Genomic DNA, 12,385 nt, shown 5'->3' with positions numbered 1-12,385 from the left:
GCGCCGTCTTGGCCCTGCTTTGCGCCACGGCCCTGACCACGGCGTCGGCGGCGATCGCCGCGCCTGGACGTCCCGAGACCGCCTTCCGTTTCGACATCGCCGCCCAGCCGCTGAGCCAGGCGCTGAACCAGCTGGCGCTGCGCAGCGACCGCGAGATCCTGTTCTCCCCGGCCCTGACCCAAGGCAAGCGCAGCCCCGGCCTGTCAGGCACGTTCACGGCCGAGGCGGCTCTCGAGCGCCTGCTGGAGGGCTCGGGCCTGACGGTCCAGCTCGAGGGGCGCAGCTTTCTCGTGGTGCCGGCTCCGAAGCTCGCCAAGCCCCCTGCCCCGGACGCGCCGCCGGCTCCGCCTCCCCAGCAGCCGGTCGCCATCGATTCGGTCGTCGTCACGGCGTTGAAGCGCTCAAGCCTGGTGCAGCAGACGCCGATCAGCATGACCGTGGTCTCGGGCGAGCAGCTGTCGCGCCTGGGTTTCCTGGACCTGGAGAAGGCCGCGCCGCTACTGCCGGGGTTGAAGCTGGTCTCCACCGCCTTCGGCCGTCGCCTGGTGCTGCGCGGCGTCTATGGCGCCGGCGAAGCGACGACCGGGCTCTACTACGACGAGACGCCGATGACCGGGCCGGTCGGCACCACCGCCGACCCAGGCGTGATGACGCCAGAGCTGGCGCTGGTCGATGTCGACCGCATCGAATTGCTGCGCGGACCGCAGGGCACGCTTTACGGTTCCGGCGCGATGGGCGGGGCGCTGCGGATCCTGTTCGCACGTCCGGACCTGTCGGAAGACGCCGCCTCGGTCGGCGCCTCGCTGTCCTCCGCCGCCCACGGCGGGCAAGGCGGCGGGGCGAACGTCGTGCTGAACACCGTCGTGATCCCCGACACCCTGGCCGTGCGCCTGACGGCCTATGACCAGCGGCAACCGGGCGTGATCGACAATGTCCGGCTGGGACTGAAGGACGTCGACGCCTCCAGCGTGCGGGGCGTGCGCCTGGCGGCCCTGTGGGCGCCGGGATCGCGGCTGACGGCCCTGGTCTCGGCCACCCACCAGAACAGTCACCGCGACGATATCTCGGCCTGGAATGACACCGCCGGCCCGTGGCGGACCGTGCATGCCGGTCGTGCGCCCTTCGACGGTGATATCGACCTGGCGGCGGCGACCGTGAAGTGGCGCGGCGACGCCGTGGACCTGACGGCGGTGTCGTCCTGGTACCGCTGGCGGCTGACCCGTCGCTCCGACTACAGCGGCGTGCTGCTGGGCGAGCGGACCAATGCGGCGGGCTGCTTGCGGATGTTCGCCGTGACCTGCGACGCCACGCAGATGGCCAGCTACTCGGCCTATGTCGACAGCGTCTATCCCGCGATCCTGAACCAGCCCGCCGAACTGACCGCCCAGATCCATGAGATCCGCGCCGCGTCCGTCGGCGACGGCCCGCTGACCTGGACGCTGGGCGCCTATCGCGAGGTGCGCGGCGACTCGATCGACAGCCAGGTCCGGCACGTGGATCTGGCCACCGGCGCCCTGACCGAACCGCCGGTGCTGATCGGCCGGCGCGACATCGAGAACCACCTCTCCCAAAGCGCCATTTTCGGCGAGATCTCCTATCTGGTCGCGCCGGAAACCGAGCTGACCCTGGGCGCGCGGCGCTTCGACTACGTCAAGCGCGACCGGGGCGCGGTGCAGATCGCCAATGTCGTGTCCGGCACCTGGGCCGACTACGCGATCGACGCGCGGACCGAGGAACAGGGCTGGAGCCTGAAGGCCCTGGCCAGCCGCCAGTTCGGGCCCGGCCTGTTCGGCTACGCCCAGGTCTCGCAGGGCTTCCGTCCCGGCGGCGTCAATGTCGTGCCCGGGCTGCCCGAGAGCCTGGCGGTCTATCGCTCGGATCGCCTGAACAACTACGAGCTGGGCCTGAAGGTCCAGAGCACCGATCGCCGCTTCACGGGCAACGTGGCGGTCTACCGGATCGCGTGGCGGGACATGCAGTACGCCGCCCAGACCCAGAACCGCGCCTTCACCTACGTCACCAATATCGGCGCGGCGCGCATCCATGGGCTGGAGGTCGAGGCGACCGCCCAGCGTGTGATGGGCTGGGACTTCGCGGCCAACCTGACCGTGACCGATGCGCGCCTGACCGCCGACCAGCTGACCAACACCGCGATCGGCCTGGGCCTGGAGGGCGACCGCCTGCCGATCGTCCCCCGGATGACCGCCGCGGCCTCGATGGAGCGCCACTGGACCTTGCCCGGCGACCTGGTCGGGCGGCTGCGCTTCGATGGCTCCTATGCCGGCATAGCGCGGTCGGCCTTCAACGCCGGCAATGGCGACTACCTGAAGATGGGCGGCTACGCGGTGTTTGGCGCCAGCTTCAGCCTGGAACGCCACGACTGGACCCTGGACCTGACGGTCGACAACCTGCTGGACCGGGCCGGCCACGCCAACGCGGCGCGCAACACCTCGGGCCCCATCGAGTACTTCGGCGTGGCGCCGCGCATGCTGCGCGTGAGCATCGAACGTCGCTTCTGATCCGGACGCGTCTTTTTCGCGCCGCCCAGGTGAGGGAGCCTCGCCACCTTGCGTCTGATCCTACAGGCCGCCGTCGAGCGCGCCGCAAAGAGGGGATCAACAATGATGCAGTTTCGAGGCCTTCGCACCCTGGCCCTGGGCGCCAGCGCCCTGACCAGCCTGATGGCCGGCCAGGCTTTCGCCCAGTCCAACGACGCCGGCACGATCGAAGAAGTGGTCGTCACCGCGCTGAAGCGCTCCACCACCGTCCAGACCACCCCGATCAGCGTCAGCGCGGTCACCGAGAAGTCGCTGCAAGCGCTGGGGGCGCAAGGCATCCAGGACTATTTCCGCACCGTCCCGAACCTGCAGGTCGACGGCAACTCGCCCACCAGCCGCCGCCTGACCCTGCGCGGCGTGCGCAGCGCCGGTGAAGCCACCGTCGGCCTCTATTACGACGAAACCCCGCTGACGGGTCCGGCCGGCACGACCGCCGACGCCAGCTCGACCAGCGCCGACGTCAACCTGTTCGACGCCGAGCGCATCGAAGTCCTGCGCGGTCCGCAAGGCACGCTGTACGGCTCGGGCTCGATGGGCGGCACCCTGCGGGTGATCCTCAACAAACCCGACACCAGCCGCTACGCCGGCGCCGTCGAAGCCCAGGGCACCAGCACCAAGGGCGGCAGCAACGGCTACTCGGTGAAGGGCATGGTCAACGTGCCGCTGATCGAGGACAAGCTGGCCGCGCGCCTGGTGCTCTACAAGACCGAGGGCGGCGGCTATGTCGACGACGTCCTGCTGAACAAAAAGGACATCAACGACCAGCACTCCAGCGGCGGTCGCCTGATGCTAGGCTTCACGCCCACCGAGAACCTGACGATCAACGCCTCGGGCCTTTACCAGAAGACCACCCTGGACGGTCAGAACAGCTGGTATCCGGCGCTGGGCAAGGACGCCTATTCAACCAACGCCCGCGTCATCGCCCCGACCAGCGATAACCTGCGGATGTACAACGTCACGGGCAAGTGGGACCTGAACTTCGCCACGGTCACGGCGACCTCGTCCTACTACAAGTGGACTCTGCTGCGGAACTCCGACTACAGCCCCACCCTGTCGGGCAGCCGCGCCAACGCCACCTCGTGCCGCAACTACATCGCCGGCGGTCCCGCCGCGGCGGGCGCGACCAACCCGGCCTGTAACGCCACGCAGCTGGCGGCCTACACCGCCTATGCCGACAGCCGCACCCCCGGCGCGCTCTATCAGCCGATGGGCCTGACCTCGTGGAACCACGAGCTGCGCATGACCGGCTCGCTGTTCGACGACAAGGTCGACTGGACGGCCGGCGTCTATCTGGAAAAGCGCGAAGACTACATCGAGAGCAAGGTGGCCAAGGGCGACGCCGTCACCGGCATCATCAACCCCAACGACCTGACCGCCTGGCGCCATGTCGGCACCGACACCAAGCAGACCGCCTTCTTCGGTGAAGTCTCGTGGAAGCCGGTCGACAAGCTGACCCTGACCGGCGGCCTGCGTCGCTTCAAGTACGACAAGACGGTCTCAGGCCAGGTGCTGATCAGCAACTTCATCACCCAGTCCTATGTCGGTCCGGCCGCCCAGGTCGACGCCGGCGCCGACGGCTGGGTCAGCAAGCTGAACGCCTCCTACCAGGCCACGTCGGACGTCATGTTCTACGCCGTGGCGGCCAAGGGCTTCCGCCCGGGCGGCGCCAACAACGTGCCGGGCCTGGCCAGCGCCCTGCTGGGTTATGCGCCCGACAGCCTCTGGAACTACGAAGGGGGCGTGAAGAGCCAGTGGTTCGATCGTCGCCTGACGCTGAATGCCGCCGTCTACCAGATCGACTGGTCGAACATGCAGATTTCGGCGACCAGCGCCAACGGCGCCTTCAGCTACCTGACCAACGCCGGCAAGGCCAAGATCAAGGGCTTCGAGGTCGAGGCGGTGGCGCGTCCGATCAGCGGCCTGACGATCAGCGGCACCGCCGCCATCGTCGACGCCAAGCTGACGGAAGACCAGGCCAACTCGACCATCCTGATCACCGGCTCGACCGGCCTGCGCGGCGACGAGTTCCCGAACGTGGCCAAGTACAGCGGTTCGGCTGCGGTCGAATATACCTGGCCGCTGAAGGGCGACCTGAACGGCCTGCTGCGCGCCGACTACGCCTATGTCGGCCAGTCCGCTTCGCAGTTCCGCCCGACCTACGTCTACTATGAAAAGCAGGGCGACTACGGCTACGCCAACCTGCGCGCCGGCGTCGAAGGCTCCGACTGGGGCGCCTATGTCTTCGTCAACAACGTCACCGACGAAGTTGGCCTGATGAGCGTGACCTCGGCGGTGAACAACCCCAAGCAGGTCGTCAGCATCAACCCGCGCACGGCCGGTTTCCAGGTCCGCAAGCGCTTCTAGAGAAGACCGACGGGTGGGCCCCTCGCCCACCCGTCATCTTTACCAATTACAGTTATTGAGGTCTCGAACACAGCTGAGTGGCGGAAACGAAAATCCCATTCGTCGATCAAGCAGTAGCATCGGCAAGGTCGGGATCTCATTGTCATGAAGCCTATCCGTAAGACCGCTCTGGCGGCCACCGCCCTAGCCGGGAGCCTTGGGCTCGCCGCATTCGGCATCGCCCAGGCGGCGGACACGCCCGTCGTCGCGATCATGGGCGCGACGGTCTTCGACGCCACGGGCGCTGCCCCTCACCTGGCCAATGTCGTCATCCGCGACGGCCGCATCGCCGAGGTCGGCCCGACCGTGAAGGCGCCGCGCGGCGCCAAGGTGATCGACGCCAAGGGCCAGGCCCTGCTGCCGGGCTTCTTCGACCTGCACACCCACTGGACGCCGGGCGGCATGCCGGCCACCACGCCGCAGATCGCCACCGCCTACGTGTCCTCGGGTGTCACCACGGTCAGCGACTTCAACGCCGCGCCGGAATCGTTCGCGCCGCGCCGCCGGTGGCTGTCGACCCTGGTCGCGCCGCACGTGAACTTCGCCGCGCGCATGAGCACGCCGGGCGGCCACGGCGCCGACTGGGCCGACACCGCCACCACCAAATGGGTCAACACGCCCGAAGCCGCCCGCGCGGCCGTCAAGGCGCTGGTCCCCTACAAGCCTGACCTGATCAAGGCCTTCACCGACGGCTGGCGCTACGGCGTCGCGCCCGACAACACCAGCATGGACGAGTGGACCCTGACCGCCCTGGTCGACGAGGCTCACAAGAACAATCTGAAGGTCTTCACCCACACCGTCAGCGTCGATCGCGGCGAGGTCGCCGGCCGGTCCAAGGTCGACGTCATCACTCACAGTCTTCAGGACCGTCCGCTGGACGCCGAGGCGATCGAGATCCTGAAGGCGGGCGGCACGTCCGACACCCCGACCCTGGCGGTCTATGAGCCCGTGAAGCCCGGCCAGCCGCCGCGCGATCCGGATGAGAGCCCGAGCGCCAAGCAGAGCTTCAAGAAGTTCGACTACGCCCTGGGCAACGCCAAGGCGCTGCACGACGCTGGCGTGATCATCGCGCTGGGCACCGACGCGGGCATGCCGGGCACGCCGCATGGCGTCTCGACCCTGCACGAGATGGAGCTGATGGTCCGTGCGGGCCTGACGCCGTCCGAGGCCCTGATGGCCGGCACGGCGAAGAGCGCCAAGGTCATCAACCAGCTGAGCGATCGCGGCACGATCGAGGTGGGCAAGCGCGCCGACCTCGTGCTGATCAAGGGCGAACCCTGGAAAACGATCAGCGACGTGCGCAAGACCGACCGCGTCTTCATCGACGGCAAGCTGGTCTTCGGTCCGGGCGCACCGCCCATGACCGCCAACCAGGCCACGACCATGCCGTCGGTTCCGGCCAAGGCCCAGATCGACGACTTCGAGCGCGCCGACGGCCGCTCCAGCCTCGACACCCTGCGCACCGACGATCCCGATGGCGGCCTGGACCGTACGGTCGAGATCAGCCAGCGCATTCCGCGCGGCGCCGACGGTCACGCCCTGTCGATCAACGCCCGCATGGCGATGAAGGCCAAGCCCTCCGCCGGCGTGATCATCCCGCTGACGCGCGGTTCGATCCAGCCCGTCGACGCCCGCGCCTTCAAGGGCGTGCGCTTCGAAGTGCGCGGCGATGGCGACTATGCCCTGGGCGTCACCGCGTCGAGCGGCCGTTGGGCCGCGCCGTTCAAGGCGGGCTCCACCTGGCAGACCGTCGAAGTTCCGTTCTCCGCCCTCAAGCCCGCCAGCGAGCGCGGCGCGAAGGGCGAATGGACCGCGTCGGACCTGACCGAGGTCGAGTTCATGGGCGGCCGCAAGGGCGGCGAGAAGTTCTGGCTGGAAGTCGACAACGTCGTCTTCTTCTAAAGGCTGCCAAACGAGGTTCACCCGGCGCGCGGCGTCAAGACCGCGCCCGGGCGTCGCGCTCCCCCAAGGGGAGCCGGCGGGAGGAAGTGAGTGGGTCGGACAACAACGCGTAACTCCGCTCTTGGGGGGCGGAGGCATCAAGTAGGGGAACTCGCATGACCAACACGAAGGCGCTACGCGCCGCCATGTTCGCAACCTCGGCGCTCTGCGTCGCCTGGGGCACGCAAGCCGCCGCCCAGACCGGCGCGCCGGAGAGCACCGTCGAGGAGATCGTGGTCGTCGGCTCGCGCATCGAAGGCGCGAAAGCCACCGCCGCCCTGCCCGTCACCGTCGTCGACGGCAAGCAGCTGGACGCCGTGGCCGCCAGCTCGGGCGATGACCTGTTCCGCGCCATCCCGCAGATGGGCGACGTCAACTACAACTCCAGCTACCTGCCCGGCAGCAGCAACTCGGCCCGTGGCGACATCGGTTCGGTGAACCTGCGCAACCTGGGCTCGGGCAACACCCTGGTGCTGCTGAACGGCCGCCGCGTCGTCGCCCACCCGACCAGCCAGGCCGACGGCAACAGCCTGGTGCCGACCATTACCTACAACACCAACGCCATCCCGACCTCGGGCCTCAAGCGCCTGGAAGTCCTGCGTGACGGCGCCGCCGCCATCTACGGCACCGACGCCGTGGCCGGCGTGGTCAACACCGTGCTGAAGGACAATTTCAACGGCGTCGACGTCGAGGCCCAGTACGGCGCGGCCGAGGGCACGAACCTCAAGGAATATGAGTTCAACGGCCTGTTCGGCCACAATTTCGAGCGCGGCAACCTGACCGCCCTCGTCAGCTACGACAAGCGGACCGAGCTGCGGACCACGGACCAGGCCTACACCGCCTCGGCCGACAAGCGCGGCCTGTTCACCGGCACCCGGTTCGACGGCGCGGCGTCCCTGGACGGCCGTGGCACGGTCACGCCGTGGGGCAGCTTCACGGCCGCCTCGGCGGTTCGGGTCGGCACGACCCTGATCACCAGCTCGGCCGGCGCCTTCCACGTCCAGCCGACGACCTATCCGGGCAGCCTGGCGACCGTCGGCAACGGCATCAGCATCGACGACGGCGCGCCGGCCACCTCGGGCGACGACCGCAACCTGCGCTATGACGGGGCCGCCAGCGGCCTGACGGTGATGCCGGCGCTCAAGCGCCTGAACGTCTTCGTCACCGGCCACTACGACGTGACCGACACCATCACCGCCTTCGGCGAAGTGGGCGTCTATCACGCCAAGACCCGCGCCTACCAAGCCCCGGCGACGACCACCTCGGCCCAGGTGATCACCGCCCCGACCACCAGCTACTGGAACCCCTTCGGCCCGACCACCCTCAATGGCGTGGCCAACCCCAACCGCCTGGCGGGCATCAACGCCCCGGCCGGCGGCCTGGCCGTCACCCTGACCAGCTACGACTTCGTCGACGCCGGCAAGCAGCAGGTCGACGTCATCAACGACCAGACCCGTTTCCTGGGCGGCCTGCGCGGCGACATCGCGGGCTGGAAGTGGGAGTCGGCGCTGCTGTACTCGCAATCCAAGGTCAAGGACGTCTCGGACGGCATCAGCGCCACGGCGGCGCAGAAGCAGATCGGCCTGTCGACCGCCGACGCCTACAACCCGTTCAACGGCGGCACGGTGTCCAACCCCAGCGTCGGCGACGCCACGCCCAGCAGCCAGGCGGCGATCGACGCCATCCGCTTCAAGTCCAAGCGCGAGAGCACCAGTTCGCTGGCCTCGTGGGACTTCCGCGTTTCGAAGGCTGACCTGTTCGCCCTGCCCGGCGGCGACGTCGGCGTGGCGGCCGGTGTCGAATGGCGTCGCGAGACCCAGCACGACGACCGCGACGCCCACGTCGACGGCACGATCACCTACACCAACTCGGTGACGGGCATCGTCTATGGCAGCGACATGGTCGGCACCAGCCCGTCGCCCGACACCAAGGGCTCGCGCAAGGTCAGCTCGGCCTATATCGAGTTCGCCGTGCCGGTGATCTCGCCCGAGATGGGCATCCCGCTGGTCCGCAGCGTCGAGCTGCAACTGGCCGGCCGCGCCGAGAAGTACAGCGACGTCGGTTCGGTGGCCAAACCCAAGGTCGCGCTGGCTTGGGACCTGGTCGACGGCTTCCGCGTCCGCGGTTCGTGGGCCCAGGGCTTCAAGGCCCCGAACCTGGAACAGATCAACGCCACGGTCGTCACCCGCGCCAACACCCGCACCGACTATGTGCGCTGCGAGGCCGACCTGCGCGCCGGCCGGATCACCAGCTTCAGCAACTGCACCCGTACGCTCAGCGTCCAGGCGCAGCGCTCGGGTAACCCCGACCTGAAGCCGGAAGATTCCGAAACCATGGGCTTTGGCTTCGTCTTCGAGCCGAAGTTCATTCCGAGCGAGTTTGGCCAGTTCACCCTGACCACCGACTACTGGCGCGTGAAGCAGAAGGGCATCGTCGGCCTGTTCGGCGAGGGCAACGCCCTGATCCTGGACTACCTGCAACGCGTCGGCGGCGGCACGAACACCAACGTCGTCCGCGCCGCGCCGACGGCTGACGACGTCGCCGCCTTCGCCGGCACCGGCCTGACCCCGGTCGGCACGGTGCTTTACGTCAAGGACCAGTACGTCAACACCCTGCCGCAGGAAGCCCGTGGCATCGACATCGGCCTGATGTGGCGCAAGCACGGCACGCCGATCGGTGACTTCGACCTGAACGTCAACGGCGCCCACCTGATCAAGTTCTACCAGCAGCCCTCGCCGCAGATCGCGGCGCTGATGGCGGCCCGCGCGGCCGGCACCATCAACGCCGGCACCACGATCACCGGCGGCGGCAGCTACATCCGCCAGAACAGCAAGCCAGACTGGAAGTGGACCGCCGCCCTGAGCTGGAGCCTCGACCAGTTCTCGGCCGGGGTGTTCACCCAGTACGTCTCGGACATCGACGACACCGGCCTGATCGACTCGGCCGGCGCGCCCTGGATCATTGACTCCCAGGTCACGACCAACGTCTACGGTCAGTACGAGTTCACCAAGGGCTGGGCGGCCAACACCCGCCTGAAGCTGGGCGTGCGCAACGTGACCAACGAGGCCCCGCCGCTGTCGTCGAACGGCTATCTAGGCACGGTGTACCAGCCCTACGGCCGGTACTTCTACGCCAGCATCCGCAAGACCTTCTAACCCGATCGTCCGCGCTCCCTTCGGGGAGCGCGGACACCTGCCGCTCAGCGGCTGACACTCGAGATTTGCTGATAAGAGCCCTGAGTAAAAGTCTATTGAATAGATAGGAATTAAGCGCCTACTTCGAGGCTCTGGCCAGCGCGCCACGAGATTTTGGAGAAAGGCGTGGCGATGACCTCGCGCAATCCGCTTCACGGGATCACGCCGTGAACGCCCCGGTCCGCCGCCTGCAATCGCCGCGATTGCCAGACCTCGACACGATCCTGCCCGACCTGACCCGGGCCTTCGCCGAGACCGCCGGCCAGCACGATCGCGAGGCCAGTTTCCCGGCCGAGAACTTCCGTCTCCTGCATGAAGCCGGCCTCTTGGCCCTGACCGCGCCCGCGCGCTTGGGCGGGCTTGAAGCCGACCTGCCGACCGCGCTGAAGGTCGTCTCGGCCGTGGCGCGCGGTGAGCCGGCCACGGCGCTGGTGCTGGTCATGCAGTACCTGTTCCACGCCTCGGTCGAAGGTCGCTCGGGCTGGCCTGAGCACCTCAAGACCCGCGTGATCGGCGAGGCGATCGAGCACGGCGCCCTGATCAACGCCCTGCGGGTCGAGCCGGACCTGGGCACGCCTGCCCGTGGCGGCCTGCCGGCGACCGTCGCGCGGCGCACGCCCGAAGGTTGGCGGATCAGCGGCCGCAAGATCTACTCCACTGGCTCGACCAACCTGACCTGGTTCGTGGTCTGGGCGCGTAGCGACGACGCTGAACCGCTGGTCGGCGGCTGGCTGGTCCGCGCCGACACGCCCGGCGTGGTCATCGAAGAAAGCTGGGACCACCTGGGCCTGCGCGCCAGCGCCAGCCATGACGTGGTGTTCGAGGACGTACTGGTCCCACTGGACCACGCCCTGGACCCGCAGCCGCTTGGCACGCCGCCGCCCTACCCGGCCAATTTCGCGGCCTGGTCGTCGGTGCTGACCTCGGCCATCTATGACGCCGTCGCCCGTGCGGCTCGTGACTGGCTGATCGAGTTCCTGGCCCATCGCAAACCGGCCAATCTGGGCGCGGCGCTGTCCACCCTGCCCCGCTTCCAGGAAGCCGTCGGCGAGATCGACGGCCTGCTGCTGTCCAACCGCGTCCTGCTGGACACCGCCGCGCGCGGCGAGGTCGACGGCGTCGAGGCCAGCCTGGTCAAGCACCTGGTCACCGAGAACGCCATCACCGTGGTCGAGAAGGCGCTGAAGCTGACCGGCAATCCCGGCCTGACCCGCGCCAACCCGCTGGAACGCCACCATCGCGACGTGCTGTGCGGCCGGGTGCACACGCCCCAGGCCGACGTCGCCCTGACTGCGGCTGGCCGCGCCGCCTTCGCGAGACTGAATCCATGAGCCGCGTCGTCGTCGCCAGCCAACTGCCCGAGGTGTTCAACAGCGTCTTCGCCCAGCACGCGGCCGACGCCGAGATCATCGCCGTTCCGCCCGGCCTGACCACGCCCTTGCCGCCCAAGGCCAATGTCCTGGTCGCCGCGCCGTTCCGGAAGGCCGGCGGCATCCTGCCCGAGCGCGCCCCGCCGGGCTGGCCGTTCGACGTGCGCTGGGTGCAGCTGGTCTCAGTCGGCATCGACTTCTATCCGGACTGGCTGTTCGACGGCCCGGTCGTCACCTCGGCGCGCGGTTCTTCCGCCGTGGCCTTGGCCGAGTTCGCCCTGGCCGCCATCCTGGCCGAGGCCAAGCGCCTGCCCGACATCTGGATCGACCAGGCCTCGCGCTGGGCGCCGCAGCAGCTGAAGCTGGTCGCCGGCTCGACCCTGGGGCTGGTCGGCTTTGGCGCGATCGGCGAGGCCCTGGCGCCGCGCGCCCAGGCCTTGGGGATCGAGGTGCTGGCCGTCCGCCGCTCGGACGCGCCCATCCCCGTGCCGGGCGTCGAGCGCGTCGCGGACCTCAAGACCCTGTTCGAGCGCAGCGACCACGTCGTGCTGGCCGCGCCCGCGACGCCGCAGACCGAGCGGATCATCAACCGCGACCTCTTGCTGCACGCCAAGCCCGGCCTGCACCTGATCAACATCGCCCGCGGCGCGCTGATCGACGACGAGGCCCTGCTGACGGCGCTGGACGAAGGCCGCGTCGGCCGCGCCAGCCTGGACGTCACCTTCCCCGAGCCCCTGCCCGACGGCCATCCGTTCTACGGCCACCCCAAGGTGCGGCTGTCGCCACACACCTCGGTGCACACACCCGACACCCGCATCAACCTGGCGACCCAGTTCGCCGAGAACCTGGCCCGCTTCCGGTCCGGCGCGCCGCTGGCCGACGTCGTCGACCTGTCGCGCGGCTACTGAAGGACACCCGC

At 68.8% G+C, this 12,385-nt stretch carries 6 protein-coding genes; all 6 read left to right on the top strand.

From position 1 onward, the window contains the following. Window positions 1-8 precede the first annotated feature (8 nt). The 6 genes from AC07NF_RS06170 to AC07NF_RS06145 all read left to right on the top strand — a co-directional run bounded on the left by AC07NF_RS06170 (window position 9) and on the right by AC07NF_RS06145 (window position 12,374). Window positions 9-2,519, top strand: a complete 2,511-nt coding sequence (locus tag AC07NF_RS06170) for a TonB-dependent receptor (protein WP_494628116.1) — start codon at window positions 9-11, stop codon at window positions 2,517-2,519. A gap of 102 nt (window positions 2,520-2,621) precedes the next feature. Beyond that, a complete protein-coding gene (locus tag AC07NF_RS06165; protein WP_494628118.1) occupies window positions 2,622-4,922 on the top strand; it encodes a TonB-dependent receptor in 2,301 nt (766 codons plus the stop codon). 144 nt (window positions 4,923-5,066) lie between these two features. Further along, window positions 5,067-6,863: a CIA30 family protein gene (locus AC07NF_RS06160; protein ID WP_494628120.1), complete on the top strand. Its 1,797-nt coding sequence runs from the start codon at window positions 5,067-5,069 to the stop codon at window positions 6,861-6,863. 155 nt (window positions 6,864-7,018) lie between these two features. Next, complete coding sequence (locus tag AC07NF_RS06155) at window positions 7,019-10,057, top strand: TonB-dependent receptor plug domain-containing protein (RefSeq protein ID WP_494628122.1); 3,039 nt, start codon at window positions 7,019-7,021, stop codon at window positions 10,055-10,057. A gap of 206 nt (window positions 10,058-10,263) precedes the next feature. Further along, the gene (locus AC07NF_RS06150; protein WP_494628124.1) at window positions 10,264-11,427 is read left to right on the top strand and encodes an acyl-CoA dehydrogenase family protein; all 1,164 of its coding nucleotides are present in this window, start codon (window positions 10,264-10,266) and stop codon (window positions 11,425-11,427) included. Then, on the top strand, window positions 11,424-12,374 hold the full coding sequence (locus AC07NF_RS06145; RefSeq protein ID WP_494628126.1) for a D-isomer specific 2-hydroxyacid dehydrogenase family protein: 951 nt from the start codon (window positions 11,424-11,426) through the stop codon (window positions 12,372-12,374). The genes AC07NF_RS06150 and AC07NF_RS06145 overlap by 4 nt, the downstream gene beginning before the upstream one ends. The last annotated feature ends 11 nt before the right edge of the window (window positions 12,375-12,385 follow it).

It is taken from the genome of Caulobacter sp. GW821-FHT10A06 (genome assembly GCF_059415805.1).
The sequence above is the reverse complement of the archived record's forward strand: the minus strand, read 5'-3'. Positions and strand labels throughout refer to the sequence as shown.

Excerpts from the sequence above, each read along its gene's own strand:
- AC07NF_RS06165 (WP_494628118.1), top strand. The coding sequence starts at position 2,622 with ATGATGCAGTTTCGAGGCCTTCGCACCCTGGCCCTGGGCGCCAGCGCC.
- AC07NF_RS06160 (WP_494628120.1), top strand. The coding sequence starts at position 5,067 with ATGAAGCCTATCCGTAAGACCGCTCTGGCGGCCACCGCCCTAGCCGGG.
- AC07NF_RS06155 (WP_494628122.1), top strand. The coding sequence starts at position 7,019 with ATGACCAACACGAAGGCGCTACGCGCCGCCATGTTCGCAACCTCGGCG.
- AC07NF_RS06145 (WP_494628126.1), top strand. The coding sequence starts at position 11,424 with ATGAGCCGCGTCGTCGTCGCCAGCCAACTGCCCGAGGTGTTCAACAGC.